The sequence below is a fragment of the Phormidesmis sp. 146-33 genome, assembly GCF_052939515.1.
Genome location: NZ_JBJPHU010000013.1, coordinates 1 through 18,862, shown reverse-complemented (window position 1 = coordinate 18,862; position 18,862 = coordinate 1). Strand labels below are relative to the sequence as shown.

The following is an 18,862-nucleotide window of genomic DNA, read 5'->3' as shown; positions in this document are numbered from 1 at the left end:
AGGTAAATTGCTGTCTGGAGCGGTTGAAAGTGTTGTGTAGAAGTCCTGACTGCAAACGTCGCACAATGCTACTGTGAGGGAGAAGTTTCACCTCGACTTCAGGTTATGTTTCAACGACCTCTGATTTGTACCGATTTTTCTGACGGTTTGCAGCGTCTGGTTGATTTTGTACCAAGCCTGGTGGCGGGTGGCATGTCCCAGATTGTGTTTTTGCATATTGTCCCTCTTGAAGAAAGTAATATTCCTCGCGTCAATGCAGAACGAGTCGATCGCGCTAAGTCCAAACTCTCTGCCGCCCTCAATCAGATTCCAGCGGGGACTGAAGTTAAGGTTGAGGTGGAGTCAGGACGAGCGATCGAGTCCATTCTCAAAACGGCGGAGCGGTATCAGTCAGACGTAATTATTTTGGGCACTCCCAGCCGCACGTTGCTCACCGAAAAGCTATTTGGTAGCACCACAATGGGCTTGGCCCAACGCACCAATATTCCTTTGTTAACGCTGCGGCCTCAGTTGATTTCGACTTATACTTCTGAAGAATTAAACCTGCGCTGTCGGCATTTGTTTCGCACATTGTTGCTGCCTTTTGATAATAGTAATGCAGCGCGATATACCGTTGAGAAGATTAAAGAGTTGGCTCAAAAACGTCCGATTCAAGAAGTTTCTTCTCAAGCAGACAAGTCGTTAGAAAAGATTTTGTTAAGCTGGGTTGCCCAGGAAGGGGGACGATCGGAGCTATCTGAAGCAGAACAGCAAAAAATCGTCTGTGACACGATCGAACCCGTTCGCGATCAGCTAGTTAATCAAGGTTTGACCGTCACTATCGATGTGAGAAGAGGCAGCCCGATCGTGGAAGTTTTGACCGTCGCTCAGGAATCAGATGTGAGTACGATCGCGCTTTCTTCTGACAATTTAGGCAAACTTTTGGAATGGTCTACGCCCAGTTTTGCAGGCGAAATTATGCGACGAAGCTGGCATCCGGTTTTGTATTTTCCGCCAAAGCGCTGAAGGGATGAGGGATGAGGGATGAAGAAGTTGCTTCACTTAATTTAGGGATGGCAACATTCCTCGTTTATTCCTAATAGCAAAAGATGTGAAATTGTGAACAAGCGATGGCTCGAAAACGGTTGATTATTGAGATGGGAATGGGGGTCGATCAACATGGTCAAGAACCTACGGTCGCGGCGGCTCGTGCGGTGAGAAATGCAATTGCTCACAATGCGCTACCGGGCGTGTGGGAAGTGGCGGGCTTGAGCCACCCCGATGAGATGATTGTCGAAGTGCAAATTGCTGTGCCTTATCCCGATCAGGTGCGCGAGGCGGAAGTGCTGTCTGTATTGCCGTTTGGACGCAAAACTTTGACCGTGGAGGCAGGCGGAATGGTGGTGCAAGGACGGGCGATTTCTGAATTTAACGACAAAAATGATGAAATGCTGGTTGCGATCGCGTCTGTCACTGTTTTAATCGAGACTTAGAACACTATTGAGAATGGCGATCAATCAAGGCTGGATCTACTCAGAACAAGTTTCTCAGAATGCGAATAACATTACAATTCTGAACTATTATGTAACGCATTACACACATTCCTCACGACAAGAATGGAGGGATCGTATTCAGTCTGGACTCGTATCTGTCAATGGAAATGTGATTACAGAAGGTGACACGCTTCTCAAATCTGGGCAACATCTGGCTTACCACCGTCCACCCTGGGTAGAACCTGACGTACCAATGGATCTGGACATTCTCTATGAAGATGCAGAACTGCTGATTTTACACAAACCTTCTGGACTACCTGTATTGCCGGGAGGTGGCTTTCTAGAAAACACGCTTTGGGGTTGGTTAAAGCGTCACTATGCTGATCCGCCCAGTCCTCTGCATCGATTGGGACGAGGCACGTCTGGCATAATGCTGTTGGCAAAAACGGAGGCGGCTAAATCTAAACTGTCACGAGATTTTCGCAACGGGAAGATTCACAAACTCTATCGCGCCCTGGCTACAGGAAACGAAATGCCCGATCGCTTCACCATCACCCAACCGATCGGCAAAGTTTCTCATCCCACGCTCGGCTATCTCTACGCAGCGACGGCAACTGGGAAATCGGCAATCAGTCACTGTCAGGTATTGCAGCGCGATCGCATTCCAGGAGCCAGTTTGTTGGCGGTGACGATTCCCACAGGGCGGCCGCATCAGATTCGGATTCATCTGGCGATGGCAGGCTATCCGCTTTGGGGCGATCCCTTGTATGGAGTGGGCGGCGAGGCGATCGACCAGACTTCTGTCCCAGGCGACTGTGGCTATTTTCTCCACGCTCATCAGATCCAATTCACGCATCCCGCCACAGGGAATTTGCAACAGATCACCGCAAAACCGCCCCCATCAATTCTCTATCCATTAGGCAGAAGTTGGTAGAACGCAGACAGGGCTTAGGCATGAGTCGCCAGTTGCGCGCCTTCTGAATAGTAGTTTTCTCAGTCTGACACAAATAAACCCCACATCTCCTTCACAGCAATCCTTCTACACACTTTTGCGTGATGGATAGCTTCGTGAGGAGGGCAATTCATACTTGCATTCAGCAATGCCAAGAAAGAATGGGGATAGGGATTAAAGCCTGACTCAACACTTTAGCCCTTACCAGAACTTCTAGTCTTGGGTCGATCGCGCCTTCCAATTTGCCCCAAAACGTAAAGTCATCGCCATCTTGCCCGTTTCCATGCCACAATTTCCTCAAAAGCTCTCTCTCAACCCTCGATCGAGGACTCAACAGATGCAAATTTGGAATGTGATGCGGTCTAGAAAAATGCGCGGGTCTGTAGCACCCCTGGTCACGGTTAGCTTGTTGGCGATCGCCCTTCCCATTGCGCCAGCCAAAGCCGAAATATTTGGAGGCATTTTTAGCAATCAGCCCAATCCCTATCTAGTCTGTTCGCGCGATTTGGCGGGGGCTAAAATTTCGACGGCTGATGCAGCCAGTGCTTGCGCTCAAGCGTTGCGCCCCAGAGATCTCGGAACTTGTGTCGTGCGGATTGCCAACAACAAAATTGCCGGAACGGATGCGCTGTCGGTCTGTCGTCAGGTGCGTCGCCCCGTCGAAGCCGGAAACTGCGTCGTGAGAATTCGTCAACAAGCCTCGGATGCTGCCGTCGTGGATGTGCTAGATAGCTGTCGCCGGAGTTTGCTGCCTGAGCGCTATGCCGAATGTGTCGTGGGGCTAAATCGTCAGCTTAAAGTGGCAGGCAAAGAAGCGATCAATACCTGTCTCAATGCCAGCGATCGTCCCTCTGATGTGTTGCCGACCTTTATCCCGGCGGGTGCTGAAATTCCGGGTGCATCTTCACCTGTCCCAACTCCTGTTGTTCCCAATTCTACGGAGTCTCCGGCCCCGATTACGCCCACCCCTTCAACCACAACGCCTACCCCTTCAACCACAGCGCCCGACTCTTCAACGACTGCGCCTGCGTCTACCAATCAGCCAGTTCCAGCGCTATATTGATTGAGCTAGTTTGCTTGAGCTAGTTTGCACTTCGTTCATTTTTTCGATCGCGCATGTTGAATATTTCGCAACTTTTGGCAGAAGAACTTTCTCTGCGTCCTGTTCAGATTAAGAGTGCACTGGAATTGTTTGCAGAAGGGGCAACGGTTCCGTTTATTGCGCGATATCGCAAAGAGCGAACGGGCGAAATGGACGAGGTGCAGCTACGAGATTTGAGCGATCGCTTCACCTATTTAACTGAGCTAGAAGATCGCAAAAAGAGCATTCTTGACTCGATTGAAACTCAGGGCAAACTCACCAATGAGTTAAAGCTAAAGATTGAGAATTGCTTGCAAAAAAATGAGCTAGAAGATCTGTATCTACCGTTTCGTCCGAAGCGCCGCACGAGGGCAACGATCGCCAAAGAAAAAGGGTTAGGTGGATTAGCAGAATTCATCAAATCGCTGAATCAACCAGTTGCGTCAGGGTCATTTGAGACAGAAGCGGAAAAGTATTTAGACGAAGAAAAGGGCGTTAAAACGACTGAAGACGCTTTGAAAGGTGCCGCTGATATTTTGGCAGAAGAAGTGTCTGAAAAGGCGGAGCTTCGGGCTTATCTGAGAGAATTGTTGTTAGATGGAGTGTTTCGATCGCGCATCAAAGACGATCATCCCGAAGGCTCAACAAAGTTTGAGATGTATCGCAACTTTCAGGCGAAGGTGAAAGCGATCGCGCCTCATAATCTGCTGGCACTTTGTCGGGGAGAAACGGAAGGAATTCTCAATGTTGATTTGGATTTTGATGAGGATGCAGTCTTCAGCTATCTAGAATCTCAAGAGATCCGCACAAAGGCGAAATCGGTGCGAGATTTTTATCGCTCAATGCTCAAAGATGCTTTCAATCGATTGATGAAAACGTCTTTAACGAGTGAAGTTCGAGCCGAGAAAAAGACAGAAGCTGATATTGAGTCGATCAAAACCTTTGAGTCAAATCTGCGCGAATTGTTGTTGTCTGCCCCAGCGGGAATGAAGCCAACATTGGCACTCGATCCAGGATTTCGCACAGGTTGCAAAGTCGCTGTCTTAGATCAAACTGGGAAGTTTTTGCAATATCAGGCAATCTTTCCACACACAGGGCAGGGACAGCGCCGACAAGCCGCCGAAACGCTCAAAGAACTGCTGACCAAGCATCAGATCGAACTGATTGCGATCGGAAACGGCACCGCCAGCCGAGAAACCGATGAATTCGTCGCCGAAGTTTTAGCAACGCTAGAGAAAAAGCCGATTACCGTAATCGTAAATGAATCGGGAGCGTCAATTTACTCAGCCAGCAACGTCGCGATTTCAGAATTTCCGGAGCTGGATGTGACGGTGAGAGGGGCGATTAGTATTGGGCGACGTTTACAAGATCCGCTGGCAGAATTGGTAAAGATTGATCCCAAATCGATCGGCGTTGGACAATACCAGCATGATGTCGATCAAAAACTGCTGAAAAAGAAGCTGGATGAGACGGTTGAGAGTTGCGTTAACTATGTCGGAGTCGATCTCAATACTGCGTCTAAAGAATTACTCACCTTTGTTTCTGGTATTAGTCCCACCATTGCTAATAACATTGTCGCGTATCGAAATGAGAACGGTGCTTTTCGCGATCGCAAGTCGTTACTCAAAGTCCCCAAACTGGGTGCTAAAACCTTTGAGCAAGCGGCAGGATTTCTGAGAATTCGCGATGGTAAAAATCCGCTCGACAATACCGCCGTCCACCCCGAAAGTTACAGTGTGGTTGAAGCGATCGCCAAAGATTTCTCAGTTCCTTTAGTTCAAACCAGCGAGATTGCCGATCGGCTCAAAACAAACTTAAAGAAATACGTGACGGAGGCGATCGGAGAACCCACGCTACGCGACATCATCAGCGAACTAGAAAAACCGGGACGTGACCCCCGCGCCGAATTCAAATACGCCACCTTCAAAGCAGGAATTAAAGAAATCTCCGATCTACAAGTCGGCATGGAATTGGAAGGCGTTGTCACCAATGTTGCAAATTTTGGTGCTTTTGTCGATGTGGGCGTTCACCAGGATGGCTTAATTCACGTCTCACAATTGTCCGATCGCTTCGTCAGCGACCCCAAACAAATCGTCAAAGTCGGTCAAGTCGTCAAAGTGCGCGTATTAGAAGTTAACGAAAAACTGAAGCGTATCAGTCTATCGATGAAATCACCCGATCGCACAGATAGCCAACCCACCCGGACACAAGAACGGCCACAAGGACGACCACCAGAACGCAAACCGGAAATTCAGCCTCGTAAATCAGAAGTTCAACCCAAACAAAAATCAGAAGTTCAACCGAAACAAACTCAGTCTGAGAATAAAGCACCAACGCTGGACGATCTACGATCGAAGTTTGGCAAGAAACGCTAGAGTTCACACAAAAAACTGCCCTCAAGGTCACAATGACGATCAGGGCAGTAAATTCATTAAATCAAGTCGAACCAGCCTGACATCAGACTAGGAAGCAACTCTAGTGGCGGCTCTCTGACGAGTGGGTGCAGACTTGACGATCGCAGGTTCAGGATTCTGCATCAAGAACACCAACAGCGGATTACTCTGCAATTCTCGTCTCAGCAATCTCTGAATCTCACGCTCAATCTGCACCTGCAAACCTGTCCAGTCCACTTCAAGCTGACCGTCTAGATCACGAGCAAACTCAGACCAGCGATCGCGCAAGGTTGCCTCAATCGCACCTTCCACTTTGTCTTGCAAAACAGACCGTTCGATCGTCGTCACGACCCCACTTAAATGCACTTCTGGCTTAGTAAACAAACGACCTTCTGAAGTGACAGTAGACGCAACGGTGACGATGCCATCTCCTGCTAAATGCTGCCGCTCTTTGAGAACCTTCTGGTTGACCATCCCAGAGCGAGAAGTATCTACTAGCTCAATCCCTGAAGGCACTTTGCCACCAATGCCGATCGAGTCTTTGGTTAGTTCAACCACGTCGCCATTGTTGATGATCACCATATTCTCAGCCGGGATGCCCATACTCTGAGCCGTCTGCGAGTGCTTCACCAACATCCGATGCTCACCGTGAACGGGCAAAAAGAACTTAGGACGAGTCAGAGACAACATCAGCTTCTGGTCTTCTTGAGCGCCATGACCCGAAACGTGAATTCCTTGTTCTTTGCCATAAACCACCTTGGCACCCTGAATCATCAGCTTGTCGATCGTATTCACAACGGCGATCGTATTGCCCGGAATCGGATTGGCAGAAAACACAACTGTGTCACCCTTCCGCACCTTAACTTGACGATGTTCACCGTTAGCAATGCGTGTCATGGCAGACATCGGCTCACCCTGCGATCCAGTTGTGAGAATCAGAACGCTCTCGTCGGGCAGCTTGTGCGTCATGTGCAACGGTTGCAGCAAATCATCTTCACATTTGATGTAGCCCAAATTTCGAGCGTGAGCAATCAAGTTGAGCATCGATCGACCAATCACCGACACGACGCGATTGTGCTTCTTCGCCAATTCCAAAATCATATTGATTCGATGAACGGAAGAGGCAAAAGTGGTCACCAGCAAGCGTCCTTGAGCCTGACCAAAAATGCGATCGAGATTTGGGAAAACCGCCCGCTCAGATGGCGTAAAGCCCGGAACTTCAGAATTGGTCGAGTCGCTGATCAGACAGTGAACGCCTTTCTCGCCATACTCTGCCAGCTTTTGAAAGTCAAAGTATTCACCGTCAACTGGCGTGTGATCAAACTTAAAGTCGCCTGTGTGAATGACAATCCCAACCGGAGTATGAATGGCAACGGTGAAACTATCGGCGATCGAGTGCGTATTGCGAATAAACTCAACAAAGAAATAAGAGCCAATTCTCACAATGTCGCGGGGGCGAACGGTGCGGATCTCGGTGCGATCGGCGACCCCTGCTTCTTCCAGTTTGCCTTCGAGAAGGGCCATCGCCAGACGCGGGCCATACATCACCGGAATGTCAAACTGCTTGAGGTGAAAGGGAATGCCGCCAATATGGTCTTCGTGTCCGTGGGTGACAATCATGCCCTTGATTTTGTGGCGATTGTCGCGCAGATAAGTCGTGTCAGGCAGCACGATATTCACGCCGTGCATTCCATCGGTGGGAAACGCCAGACCTGCATCTAGCAACACAATCTCGTCGCCATACTCGAAGACACAGGTGTTCTTACCAATTTCGTGTAGTCCACCCAGCGGAATAATTTTAAGCGTATCAGAACCGTTACTTTGGGTCATTTGCGTCCTTGAATCGGATAGTTTAGGAAGTTCAGTTTTCAATGGTTTGAAGGGTAATTTGTACTTGTTGAAAGGCTGTGTGGCTCACTTAAGAGTCAGAAGGCATTGGAAGTTTGTTATCCGTACATAGAGATTCATCTTTATAGAAGAAACTAGGAGAAACAGACGATCGCAGAACGTTGATCGAAGGATTTACTTGAGGTATTCAGTTGTCTAGAAACCTGTTGGATACTTGTCTCACAGCAGAGCAAGTTCATCCATAACGTTTTTGAGCGCTATCCGAGCCGTTTCATCCGAGTCGCAGAGCGGCAGGCGTAGAGAACCCACATCCCAACCTTGGATTTTTAGGGCTGTCTTAACGAGAATCGGATTGGTTGTCAGAAAAAGTGCTTTAAACAAAGGGAAAAGCTTGAGATGGATTTGAGTTGCCGCTTGCACTTGACCGCTTTCAAATGCCTGGATCATTTGCTGAAGTTGAGAGCCGACCAAGTGACTTGCCACACTCACAACACCTTTGCCCCCGATCGCCATTAATGGCAGTGTCAATGAGTCGTCTCCAGAGTAAATCGCAAATTCAGAAGGTGTCAACTGCCTAATTTGACTTGCCTGATCCAAATTACCGCTTGCTTCTTTAACGGCGACGATGTTAGGAATCTCCGCAAGACGCGCAACTGTCTCCGGCAAAAGATTTTGGCTTGTACGTCCAGGAACATTGTAGAGCATAATCGGCAAATCGGGTGAAGCTTGCGCGATCGCTCTAAAGTGGTGATAGAGTCCTGACTGGGGTGGCTTATTGTAGTAAGGAACAACTTGCAAACTCCCATCTAGCCCCATTTTAGCGGCTTTTTGGGTGGCTGCGATCGCTTCTTTAGTCGAATTTGATCCGGTTCCCGCCATGACTTTAGCTTTCCCAGCTACGGCCTTTTTGACCACCTGGAATAGCTCAAATTCTTCGTCCCAGGTGAGGGTTGGCGACTCTCCAGTCGTTCCACAGACCACTAGAGTATCGGTTCCATTCTCAGCCAAATGCACCGCCAGCTTTTCTGCCACAGCGTAGTTAACCTGTTCACCATTCTCACTGAATGGCGTAATCATTGCGGTTAGAACACGTCCAAAATTCACCACACGCTCTCAACACTCCTTTTATCACGTTCTAAATTAGCTTCTATGACTCACCGTTTGCGCCTCTGTCTTAAGTTCTGGCGACTAATGCAGGTTTCAACAGATTTCGCTCAATTAATAGCTCTGCAATCTGAATGGCATTGAGGGCCGCACCTTTGCGAATTTGGTCACCACAGAGCCACAGTTCTAACCCGTTAGGATTAGAGAGATCTTGGCGAATGCGACCAACCAGAACGTCATCTTGGCCGCTGGCATCGATCGGCATCGGGAAATAATTTGCCTGCCAATCTTCGACCAGTTTGACTCCGGGTGCCTGACTCAAAATTTCTCTAGCCTGACTGACACTAAATGGACGCTCAAACTCTAGGTTAATCGCTTCAGAGTGGGCACGTAAGACGGGAACCCGTATACAAGTTGCCGTAATTCTCAGCGAGTCTTCTCCAAGGATCTTGCGCGTCTCATTCACCATTTTCATTTCTTCTTCGCAGTATCCTTGCTCGTTAAGCTTGGAATTGTGCGGAAATAAATTGAACGCCAAGGGATACGGAAACAATTCAGCTTTTGGTTCTTGTCCATTCAGAATCGCCTGAGCCTGGGTTTTGACCTCCTCCATTGCTCTAGCCCCCGCGCCACTCGCCGATTGATAAGTAGCTGCTACAATCCGCTGAATTGGCTGCACCTGATGCAAAGGATAGATCGCCACCGACATCAAAATCGTGGTGCAATTAGGGTTTGCAATGATGCCTTGATGGGTTGCGGCCGCTTGGGGATTGACTTCGGGCACAATCAGCGGCACAGTTTCATCCATCCGGAAGGCGCTGGAATTGTCAATCATCACAGCACCAGACGCGATCGCCGTTTCTACCCAGGCTCTAGAGATCGAAGCCCCCACCGACGCAAGCACAAGGTCAACATTTTGAAAGGATTTGGCTGTCACGGCCTCGACCGTCAGCTTCTCACCGCGAAAGGGCAGTAGACTTCCTGCTGATCGCTCAGAGGCCAGCAGCTTTAAGTCTGAAACCGGAAAGTCACGGCTCTCTAACAGTTCCAACAACTCGGCACCCACGGCACCGGTCGCTCCTAAAATCGCAACTCGATAGGATTGACCCAAAATTAGTTTCCTCCAAACCCACAGAAATAGAAGTTTTGAATAGACTGAAGAAGATCTTTAACAATAAAACCTAAATTCACCTAGAGACTATCGCGTTCTCTATTAATTTGCAGCAAGATTTGTGTAAATTTGCTTGAAGCAATCGTTGAAATTAAATGTTCTGATCTAGGTTTTCATAATTATCGCAGATGACCTGAATTTTAAGATTCAACCAAACGATCGACTCAGGTGCCACAAGGATCGGTTAGTATAGCTTACTGCGGTCGCGTCAACGATGCCCAATCGTTTGGGAGAATTCGGGATACGAGGAGTTGTCGCCTGAGATTAGGGTGCTGCTCAGACAGAAATATTCGAGAGCAATTCTAAACAGAGTTCGCTACGATCGTCTGACCACCGCCAAACTTGCTGAATCAAAAATATATCGTTTGCAACTCATACGCCAATGAAAGTTACCCAGGAAAAACTCCCCGCCAGCCAAATTGGTCTGGAGATCGAAATCCCGTCGGAGATGTCCAAAAAGGCTTACGAGCAGGTGTTACAAAACTACACACGCTCGATGAATATTCCTGGGTTCCGTAAAGGTAAAGTTCCTCGTCAGGTGCTAATCCAACGCTTTGGGGCGGCTCGGATCAAGGCAGCGGCGATCGAAGAACTCGTCGATTCTGCGCTCAAAGAAGCGATCAAGCAGGAAAAGATTGAAGCGATCGGCAACTTTCAACTCAAATCTTCTTTTGATGATCTGATCGGCAATTATGAGCCAGGAAATCCGCTGACGTTCTCCGCCTCTGTAGATGTGCAGCCAGAAGTGACGCTCAAACAATATCAAGGGCTGACGGTTCAGGCAGAAGAAGTGAAGCCCGATCCCGATCGCGTCGATCAAGTGCTGGGCAATTATCAGAAACAGATGGCGACCCTGGTGCCTGTCGAAGGCCGCCCTGCTCAAAAGGGAGACACTGCGGTTGTTGACTACCACGGGAAATTTACTCCCGCAGGCGAAGACGCTGGAGAGCAAGACGTTCCCGGCGGTCAGGCGCAAGATTTTCAGCTAGAACTCGAAGATGGTCAGTTTATCGAGGGCTTTATTGAGGGTGTCATTGGCATGAACCCCGGTGAAAATAAAGAAATCTCCGTTACCTTCCCCGAAGATTACCCCCAGGAAACCTTAGCGGGCCGTCCAGCTATTTTCTCGATGACCCTCAAAGAGTTAAAGGAGAAGGAGCTACCCGAATTAGATGATGATTTTGCTCAAGATGCTAGCGGCGGGGACTATCAGACGATCGCCGACCTGCGCGAGTCTCTGGAAAAACGCTTTAGCGAAGAAGTTGAGCAAAAAACAAAATCGAATAAAGAACAAGCCATTCTCGACGAACTGCTCAATCAGATTGAAGCTGACTTACCCGAAACCCTGATCGAGCGAGAAGTTGAGTTTATGGTGACTCAAACTGCCATGCAGCTTCAGCAACAAGGTATCGACATCAAGCGATTGTTGAACCAAGAAACGCTGCCGATGCTTAAGGAGCGATCTCGCCCCGACGCGATCGACCGCATCAAACGCACCCTGGCAATGGGCGAAGTCGCGAAGCAAGAAGCGATCGAGACGACCGAGGCAGAAATTAACGAGCGAGTCAAAGAAGTTTTGGCTGATCTCGAAGGTCGCGATGTTGATCCCGATCGTCTCCGCACAGCCGTTGCTGAAGATTTGCTGAAGGAAAAGATTCTCACCTGGCTAGAAGCGCATAATTCAGTTGAGCTTGTGCCCGAAGGAACGTTGAAGAAAGCTGAAGACGATGAGGATGCCGAAGACGCGATCGGCACAGCAACGGATGCGATTGAAGTTGAAGCCGAAGAAGTTGAAGCTGAAGTCGTCGAAACCGAAGAAGCCCCAACCGAATCAAAATGACGCTTAATCTTGCGTTAAACTACCGTCTGAGGCTGAAATTCCTTCACAAACCTCGCTAGATCAACCGAAAGTAAGTCTTTGTGCCAGAACAACCCAGTCTCAGATTAGTTAAGGCATAATGTGTGCATAGCCTGAGCACAGTTCGCAAAGTGAAAACTCCAAGAACTGTCGCCAGAACCCTTGATTCATATTGCTTTCAAGCAACGACCTGACTCTATGTTTGACTCAAAAATCCCCGATTACTCCATTACCAACTTGAGCTTCTTGGACGTGGTATCCCAAACCCCCAGCAACGTCGTCCCGATGGTTGTGGAACAATCTGGGCGCGGAGAGCGGGCGTTTGACATTTACTCTCGCCTTCTAAGAGAGCGCATCATTTTCCTCGGAACCCCGGTAGATGACGCAGTGGCAGACTCGATCGTCGCTCAACTGCTTTTCCTGGAAGCTGAAGATCCCGAAAAAGACATTCAACTTTACATCAACTCTCCTGGCGGTTCTGTAACCGCAGGCATGGCTATCTACGATACGATGCAACAGGTTCGCTGTGATGTGGTTACCATTTGCTTTGGTTTAGCTGCTAGTATGGGCGCGTTCCTGCTCTCTGGCGGCACCAAAGGTAAGCGGATGTCCTTACCCAGTTCGCGGATCATGATTCACCAACCGTTGGGCGGTGCTCAAGGGCAAGCGGTTGATATTGAGATCCAGGCAAAAGAAATCCTTTATCATAAGCGCAAGCTGAATGAACTATTGGCTGAACACACCGATCAGCCGTTTGAAAGGATTGAAGCCGACACGGAGCGTGACTTTTTTATGTCCGCTCAAGAAGCGAAAGAGTACAGATTGATCGACCAAGTGATCACCCGGCAGAATCTCCCTAAACCAGATTTGTCCGCCGTTCCCGTAGGTTAAGAGGCAGGTATGTCTAAATACGACTCCCATCTAAAATGTTCCTTTTGTGGCAAGTCTCAAGAGCAAGTCCGCAAGCTTATCGCTGGGCCGGGGGTCTACATTTGTGATGAATGTGTAGACTTGTGCAACGAAATTTTAGATGAGGAGTTGTTCGACTCTAGTTCAGTTCCTCAGCCTGTGCCGCGTAAGGAGCAATCTCCCGAAAAGCGTCGAACTCGTTCAGCTAATATCTCCCTAAGCCAGATTCCAAAGCCACGGGAAATTAAGAAATATCTTGATGAGCATGTGATCGGGCAAGACGAAGCTAAAAAAGTTTTGTCAGTGGCGGTTTACAACCACTACAAGCGGCTCAGCTTTACCCAAACCAAGAGCAACGGTAAAGGGACTTCTGATGACACAGTTGAGCTGCAAAAATCTAACATTTTATTAATTGGGCCAACGGGCTGCGGCAAAACGCTCCTAGCCCAAACTCTGGCAGAAATCCTAGACGTTCCCTTTGCGGTTGCAGATGCTACAACGCTGACAGAGGCGGGTTACGTTGGTGAAGATGTCGAAAACATTCTGCTGCGCCTTCTGCAAGTTGCGGATTTGGATGTCGAAGAGGCTCAACGTGGCATCATCTACATTGATGAAATCGATAAAATTGCTCGTAAGAGTGAAAACCCTTCGATCACGCGCGATGTCTCCGGTGAAGGTGTTCAACAAGCTTTATTGAAGATGCTAGAAGGAACGGTTGCAAATGTCCCTCCGCAGGGTGGGCGAAAGCATCCTTACCAAGATTGCATTCAGATTGATACCAGCAACATTCTATTTATCTGCGGCGGTGCCTTTGTAGGATTAGATAAAGCCGTCGAGCAGCGAATTGGCAAACGATCGATGGGTTTCGTTCAGGGCGGCACCGAAAATCAAAGCACTAGAGAAAAACGGGCAGCGGACATCCTCAAACATTTGGAACCCGATGATCTCGTGAAATTTGGCATGATTCCAGAATTCATTGGGCGGATTCCGGTTATGGCAGTTGTCGATCCACTGGATGAAGATGCTTTGACTGAAATTCTTACAGAACCTCGTAACGCCTTGGTGAAGCAGTTCCAAAAACTGTTAAAAATGGACAATGTGCAGCTTGAGTTCAAGCAAGACGCTGTGAGAGCGATCGCTCAAGAGGCCTACCGTCGCAAGACAGGTGCCCGCGCCCTTCGCAGTATTGTCGAAGAACTGATGCTGGATGTCATGTATGAGTTGCCCTCTCGCAAGGATGTCACGCGCTGTTTGATCACTCGCGAAATGGTGGAGAAGCGATCGACCGCAGAACTATTAATGCATCCTTCCTCTCTTCCCAAACCCGAATCAGCCTAAAATCAGGGATGGGTGTTGAATTCTGAGTCAGTTAACGAAAGCTCAACACTCGACACTCATCACTCAAGATATTCCGATGGCACAGGCTTTAGTTAACGGTTTTAATCATTACTACGAATGGATTACGCAGCCAGAGGACTCTATTCCTTCTGGCAAGCCTGTGATGGTTTTTGTGCATGGCTGGGGTGGTTCGTCTCGCTACTGGGAAAGTACTGCAAAATCCCTTTCTGATACGTTTGATTGCTTGCTTTACGATATGCGAGGCTTTGGGCGATCTCTTCGAGTTACCCGCGAGGGGTCGCGTTCGCAAGAAAAATCTCCCCTTGCCACGCCCCCCGAAACCGCAGCAGAACTCAGTTATGAGCTAGAAACTTATGCCAAAGATTTAGCTGGACTACTCGATGCGTTGGGGCTGAAGCGAGTTTATCTAAACGCTCACTCAATGGGAGCTTCGATCGCCACTTTCTTTTTGAACCTGTACCCTGATCGAGTAGAGCGAGCTATCCTGACCTGTAGTGGCACCTTTGAATACGACGAAAAAGCGTTCAACGCCTTCTACAAGTTTGGAGGCTACGTCGTCAAGTTTCGTCCCAAATGGCTATACAAACTGCCCTTTGTGGATCGGCTGTTTATGCAGCGATTTTTGCATCGTTCGCTCCCTGGTGAAATCAGCCGCGCCTTTTTAGATGATTTCTTGATGGCGGACTACAATGCGGCTTTGGGAACGATTTTCACCTCTGTCAGCAAAAAAGCAACCGAGGTGATGCCCCAAGAGTTCGCTCAAATCAGGGTGCCGACGCTACTTGTTTCTGGACAGTACGACATTATTATTCCCGCTGAAATGGGTCGTCAGGCTGCTGCTCAGAATGACAAGATTGAATATTTTGTGATTCCCAACACTGCTCATTTTCCGATGCTAGAAGATGCACCCACCTATTTACAGAAAGTTCGGGAATTTTTGGGCGTAGGGGTTGCAGCTTAGGTGGCTTCAAATTTTTGGAAACAATCTCTTTGAGTTACCCGCAAGAGGTCGCTCACTTCAAACGCCACTCCGCCCTTTGCTGCGGTAGTGGGTGACGATCGTTCGCAATCGGGCAGGTAACCAGTCATCATACTGGGCATAGACAGGCAGCCGAGCAACAAACTCCCAGCCAGCTTGCTTGAGAACATCTGTCAGTTCTTGAACTTTGGGATGTGGATAATCTGGATTGACCTCATCGTAAGGACTGATCCCGCCCAGATCCCGCGCCCCAGCCTCTAAGCAAGCAATCAGCATCTGTGGATCTTGAACTAGATTTGGCGGCACCTGAAGCTCCACGGACTCAGGCAAAATCTGACGGGCTGTCTGAATCAACTTCAGCAATTGGTTGGGCTGAAACGGTTCACTTGAAAAAGCTTCAAACTGTCCGGGACTGTAAGGCTGCAAAATCACTTCTTGAATGTGCCCCCAACGCTGTTGAATTTGGGCGATCGCTTCCAGGCTCTCAATGCGATCGCGCTCCTTCTCGCCAATTCCCAACAGCAAACCCGTCGTAAACGGAATTTGTAACTCTCCTGCCCAGACTAATTGCTGCGATCGTACCTCTGGCACTTTGCTAGGCGCAGACTGGTGAACCGTTTTCAACAATGTCGGAGTCAGTTGTTCTAGCATCAACCCCATCGACACATTGACCGATTTCAGCCGGGTCATTTCTTCAAAGCTCAAAGGGCCGACATTCGTGTGAGGAAGAAACCCCAGCGAAAGCGCCAGTTCGCAAAGATCATAAATGTGCTGAAACCAACTCGATCGCCGTACACTCTGCGGATGAACCTCTCCACTCAAAACCAGAATCTCAATCACCTCGTTTTGCAGCGATTTGAGGATTTTTTCTGCTTTGGTCAAAGACAACCAGGGACTCGTGCCCGGATCAGCGCGAAAATTACAGTAGCTACAGCGATTAAAGCACTCATAAGTGGGAACCAGCGTGTAAGCAGGGCTGTAGGTCACCACTTGAGAAGGAAGAGCAACCCTTTGCAGGTCACTCGAAAAGATTGCAGGTTTCATCCATTACAGGTTAAGAGACATTAAAAAACTCTAGACCTGAAACTGATCAAAGTTCAAAGTCCAGAGTCTTTTTGATCCATAGTGCTCATTGCACGAAACCGGGTAGCAGACAACTTTTGGCGACTAATTTATCTGGAGTACCAGACTCTTCTTTGCCCCAGAGAACTTCTGCGCTTTGCGTAAACATTTTTAACGTGAGTCTTCACTGTATTCAAACTAATTTGCAACAGTTCAGCAATCTCTTGATAAGTGTGTTCTTGTCGCAGCAGCATCCAAATCTCCGCTTCTCGCTCTGTCAGGTCATACTTTTGACGATCGACTCGCAGGTCTTCTTCAAGCTCCGTTTGACGGTTTTCTAGCTGCACCAAAATATATGGTTCAGTCTCTTCAGAAGAATTTCTGCTGGAGTTAAGCGTTAACCAGCGCACCCGGAGGCGAATGACTTGTCCTTGATGCCCCTGATACTCAACCATTAGGGCTTCATCCGTAACACGACCCTCTTTGAGCAATCGATGACAGGCCTCGGTGATCACCCCAGGGAGACTCGCCTCTGTCTCTTCATCAGGCATCAACATTTGTTGACAAAGTTCCTTTGCTCTCATATTGGTGTAGACGGGCAGCAGATTGTGGGCAATTACCAGGACACCATCTTGCATAGACTCAATCAGCGTAATCCAGAGGGCATTGAGTCCAGGACTACCAAACGTCGAACCACTCTCTGAAGGAATTGTTTTCGCTTGCTTGCCCGATCGAGCATAGGCATGACTAGAACTACGTCTTGGAGAACGATAACTCGACCAGGCACCCATCACGGGCTGAACTTTGGACGACATCAAAACTAAGGGGGCTGTCATAGAGCAGAATCCTAAAGCATGAGGATATTCTGCGACTTGTCACCGCGAAGATGCAATGAGTAACCTGTAGCGCACTCCAGAGTTCCGAAGTAATCTAGAAGAACCTGAAGGGAGGTGAAGTAACCCGAAGTGTTGTGAAGTTTTAATGGTTTATCTGCTCCAGCGAAACTTAAGCGCTGAATAATGAATAAAATAGGCACTCAGTAGAGAGTAAATGAGCTACAAGCAAGAAATCGGTTCATTTTCTTGCCGAAGTGCAACTTTGCTCTGCGTAATTACTTGAGTCACTAGGCGACAAAGCTAGATACACCAATGTCAAAACTCAGCGTTCGACATTCTGGCTTTTATCTTCGACCTTACAAAACCCATAAATCCACAAGGACGGTGTGAGGGTAAAACGCTTAACTCGTCTTTGTGACTCATCTTGGACTCCCTTCCCTGGAATGTACCTCAATCAGTTTGAGACTGCTCCTAATGAATTATCTTCATTTTGAGTGGATTGTTCTCAAAAATGCGTCACCCGATCGGGTCTTTTTTGAACACTTTGTCCCTGTGTGGTTCCGCTCCATGAATCCAGAATTTTTAGACAACCTATTCCCAATTGACCGCCAGCAAATCTACAGTTCCACTCTACAAAAACGCAGCGGTCTGACACGACGTAGAGCCGAATATTTTGTCAAACTCTGGGCTTATCTACTGCTCAAGCAACGCGAAGAACTAGGAGAGCGCATTCTTCAACCCCTCACTCATTTAGACCCGCCAGAGGGCTTGATTGTTTGCACTCATCGAGAAGCGTCTCAACTCTTTTACGGCAACAAAGAGAGAGGAAGCGATCGCGCGGCGGGCATGATGATTGATCGCTTTGCAGCCTTGGGGCTATTAGAAAAGCAGTATGACGGACAAACCTTGTGTTTGAGAGTGCGGTCACTGCCAGAGTTGACAATGCTGCAAGTTGAAGAACCTGTAGACCTGTTTATGGATGACTTTAACCCGCGCACTGATGCCGTTCCGGTGGCTAATCTCACTGCCCGCAGCTATGGAGAACTGGTACGAGACGGAGCGGCGATCGCCAAAATCTCCAGAGCTTTGAGAACATGGGCAAAGCAGTACCCTACTGGAATGCGTGTGATGCGTCGCTCAGACAATCTCAACATTGTGGGGGTGTGTATTCTTTACCCAGTTAGCAGTGAGTCAGAGTTCAATTTCTTTCAGCCTCCCAGCAAAAGTTTTTATCTCACGACTGACAACCCAATTGATCCGTTTCAGATGTCACCGCCAGGGGACGCAAGCTGCACGTCTGTTTTCCTGCGGGTTTGGGCGATCGATTCTCCCTTCATTAATAGCGTCACCCTCCAAAAGCTTCTAGAAGATACTCAGGTGACGCTTAGACGAATGCAATCTGACTTTCCCGAACTTTGCGACCTCTACTCGCTCTTGATTCATCCAATTTATGAAGAAATGAGACGATTATTGGGGTTCGATCGCATTTGTCAAGACAATCAGCGCTCTTATTCCTGGATTTATTTGGCAGTCGATCGATTTCTGAGTACCGATATTAAGCAAACTCTTAGCAATCTTAAATTCGGTGAACCTTCATAACTCTCGTATTCAGAAGGCTGAGAGGACAGATAGCGTTGGAATCGAGCAACAATCAGAAGTCGTCAGGTACAAGATAATTACAAATATGAGAGCAATCTTAATTTGACGCTTTACAAAAGGAAATAATTGCTCTAATCTATAAGGGTGGGTCGGAAAACCGCCCTACATCAAACAAACACATTGCAATTATTCACCATGACGACAACACTACAGAGACGCGAAAGCGCCAACCTGTGGGA

The 18,862-nt window shown here is 48.4% G+C and carries 15 protein-coding genes; 10 read left to right on the top strand and 5 right to left on the bottom strand.

The genetic code is table 11. The features are described 5' to 3' along the window. Nucleotides 1–105 precede the first annotated feature (105 nt). From ACJ2PR_RS07670 to ACJ2PR_RS07650, 5 genes are all read left to right on the top strand, one after another. A complete protein-coding gene (locus tag ACJ2PR_RS07670; protein WP_446876589.1) occupies nucleotides 106–1,005 on the top strand; it encodes a universal stress protein in 900 nt (299 codons plus the stop codon). A 104-nt stretch (nucleotides 1,006–1,109) separates the two neighbouring features. Continuing rightward, nucleotides 1,110–1,472: a Lin0512 family protein gene (locus tag ACJ2PR_RS07665; RefSeq protein ID WP_446876588.1), complete on the top strand. Its 363-nt coding sequence runs from the start codon at nucleotides 1,110–1,112 to the stop codon at nucleotides 1,470–1,472. Nucleotides 1,473–1,485: 13 nt separating this feature from the next. Continuing rightward, nucleotides 1,486–2,406: an RluA family pseudouridine synthase gene (locus ACJ2PR_RS07660; protein ID WP_446876587.1), complete on the top strand. Its 921-nt coding sequence runs from the start codon at nucleotides 1,486–1,488 to the stop codon at nucleotides 2,404–2,406. Between the two features lie 355 nt (nucleotides 2,407–2,761). Next, nucleotides 2,762–3,487, top strand: coding sequence for a hypothetical protein (locus ACJ2PR_RS07655; protein ID WP_446856367.1), 726 nt, complete (start codon nucleotides 2,762–2,764; stop codon nucleotides 3,485–3,487). Between the two features lie 53 nt (nucleotides 3,488–3,540). Next, the gene (locus ACJ2PR_RS07650) at nucleotides 3,541–5,880 is read left to right on the top strand and encodes a Tex family protein (RefSeq protein WP_446876586.1); all 2,340 of its coding nucleotides are present in this window, start codon (nucleotides 3,541–3,543) and stop codon (nucleotides 5,878–5,880) included. A gap of 87 nt (nucleotides 5,881–5,967) precedes the next feature. On the opposite strand, the gene ACJ2PR_RS07645 is transcribed toward ACJ2PR_RS07650, so the two are convergent. From ACJ2PR_RS07645 to ACJ2PR_RS07635, 3 genes are all read right to left on the bottom strand, one after another. Then, nucleotides 5,968–7,728 carry a ribonuclease J gene (locus ACJ2PR_RS07645; protein WP_446876585.1) on the bottom strand — a complete coding sequence of 587 codons (1,761 nt, stop codon included), beginning with the start codon at nucleotides 7,726–7,728 and terminating at the stop codon, nucleotides 5,968–5,970. Nucleotides 7,729–7,965: 237 nt separating this feature from the next. After that, a complete protein-coding gene (gene dapA, locus ACJ2PR_RS07640) occupies nucleotides 7,966–8,850 on the bottom strand; it encodes a 4-hydroxy-tetrahydrodipicolinate synthase (RefSeq protein ID WP_446876584.1) in 885 nt (294 codons plus the stop codon). Between the two features lie 70 nt (nucleotides 8,851–8,920). Next, complete coding sequence (locus ACJ2PR_RS07635) at nucleotides 8,921–9,961, bottom strand: aspartate-semialdehyde dehydrogenase (protein WP_446876583.1); 1,041 nt, start codon at nucleotides 9,959–9,961, stop codon at nucleotides 8,921–8,923. Nucleotides 9,962–10,403: 442 nt separating this feature from the next. Between ACJ2PR_RS07635 and tig the strand changes: the two genes are divergently transcribed. From tig to ACJ2PR_RS07615, 4 genes are all read left to right on the top strand, one after another. After that, the gene (gene tig, locus ACJ2PR_RS07630) at nucleotides 10,404–11,861 is read left to right on the top strand and encodes a trigger factor (RefSeq protein WP_446856362.1); all 1,458 of its coding nucleotides are present in this window, start codon (nucleotides 10,404–10,406) and stop codon (nucleotides 11,859–11,861) included. A gap of 216 nt (nucleotides 11,862–12,077) precedes the next feature. Beyond that, complete coding sequence (gene clpP / locus ACJ2PR_RS07625; protein ID WP_446876582.1) at nucleotides 12,078–12,770, top strand: ATP-dependent Clp endopeptidase proteolytic subunit ClpP; 693 nt, start codon at nucleotides 12,078–12,080, stop codon at nucleotides 12,768–12,770. 9 nt (nucleotides 12,771–12,779) lie between these two features. After that, nucleotides 12,780–14,126 carry an ATP-dependent protease ATP-binding subunit ClpX gene (gene clpX / locus ACJ2PR_RS07620; RefSeq protein WP_446856360.1) on the top strand — a complete coding sequence of 449 codons (1,347 nt, stop codon included), beginning with the start codon at nucleotides 12,780–12,782 and terminating at the stop codon, nucleotides 14,124–14,126. Between the two features lie 76 nt (nucleotides 14,127–14,202). Beyond that, entirely contained in the window at nucleotides 14,203–15,108 is a 906-nt protein-coding gene (locus tag ACJ2PR_RS07615; protein ID WP_446876581.1) for an alpha/beta fold hydrolase, read from the top strand. 57 nt (nucleotides 15,109–15,165) lie between these two features. Here the strand turns inward: ACJ2PR_RS07615 and cofG are convergent, their stop codons facing one another. Further along, a complete protein-coding gene (gene cofG / locus ACJ2PR_RS07610) occupies nucleotides 15,166–16,170 on the bottom strand; it encodes a 7,8-didemethyl-8-hydroxy-5-deazariboflavin synthase subunit CofG (protein ID WP_446876580.1) in 1,005 nt (334 codons plus the stop codon). 128 nt (nucleotides 16,171–16,298) lie between these two features. Then, a complete protein-coding gene (locus ACJ2PR_RS07605; RefSeq protein ID WP_446867486.1) occupies nucleotides 16,299–17,024 on the bottom strand; it encodes a helix-turn-helix transcriptional regulator in 726 nt (241 codons plus the stop codon). A gap of 474 nt (nucleotides 17,025–17,498) precedes the next feature. Here ACJ2PR_RS07605 and ACJ2PR_RS07600 point away from each other — a divergent pair, with 474 nt between their 5' ends. Further along, nucleotides 17,499–18,623 (top strand): hypothetical protein, encoded by a 1,125-nt coding sequence (locus tag ACJ2PR_RS07600; RefSeq protein WP_446867487.1) that lies wholly within the window; start codon nucleotides 17,499–17,501, stop codon nucleotides 18,621–18,623. The last annotated feature ends 239 nt before the right edge of the window (nucleotides 18,624–18,862 follow it).

Excerpts from the sequence above, each read along its gene's own strand:
- ACJ2PR_RS07670 (WP_446876589.1), top strand. The coding sequence starts at position 106 with ATGTTTCAACGACCTCTGATTTGTACCGATTTTTCTGACGGTTTGCAG.
- ACJ2PR_RS07665 (WP_446876588.1), top strand. The coding sequence starts at position 1,110 with ATGGCTCGAAAACGGTTGATTATTGAGATGGGAATGGGGGTCGATCAA.
- ACJ2PR_RS07660 (WP_446876587.1), top strand. The coding sequence starts at position 1,486 with ATGGCGATCAATCAAGGCTGGATCTACTCAGAACAAGTTTCTCAGAAT.
- ACJ2PR_RS07655 (WP_446856367.1), top strand. The coding sequence starts at position 2,762 with ATGCAAATTTGGAATGTGATGCGGTCTAGAAAAATGCGCGGGTCTGTA.
- ACJ2PR_RS07650 (WP_446876586.1), top strand. The coding sequence starts at position 3,541 with ATGTTGAATATTTCGCAACTTTTGGCAGAAGAACTTTCTCTGCGTCCT.
- ACJ2PR_RS07645 (WP_446876585.1), bottom strand. The coding sequence starts at position 7,728 with ATGACCCAAAGTAACGGTTCTGATACGCTTAAAATTATTCCGCTGGGT.
- tig (WP_446856362.1), top strand. The coding sequence starts at position 10,404 with ATGAAAGTTACCCAGGAAAAACTCCCCGCCAGCCAAATTGGTCTGGAG.
- clpP (WP_446876582.1), top strand. The coding sequence starts at position 12,078 with ATGTTTGACTCAAAAATCCCCGATTACTCCATTACCAACTTGAGCTTC.
- clpX (WP_446856360.1), top strand. The coding sequence starts at position 12,780 with ATGTCTAAATACGACTCCCATCTAAAATGTTCCTTTTGTGGCAAGTCT.
- ACJ2PR_RS07615 (WP_446876581.1), top strand. The coding sequence starts at position 14,203 with ATGGCACAGGCTTTAGTTAACGGTTTTAATCATTACTACGAATGGATT.
- cofG (WP_446876580.1), bottom strand. The coding sequence starts at position 16,170 with ATGAAACCTGCAATCTTTTCGAGTGACCTGCAAAGGGTTGCTCTTCCT.
- ACJ2PR_RS07605 (WP_446867486.1), bottom strand. The coding sequence starts at position 17,024 with ATGACAGCCCCCTTAGTTTTGATGTCGTCCAAAGTTCAGCCCGTGATG.
- ACJ2PR_RS07600 (WP_446867487.1), top strand. The coding sequence starts at position 17,499 with ATGAATTATCTTCATTTTGAGTGGATTGTTCTCAAAAATGCGTCACCC.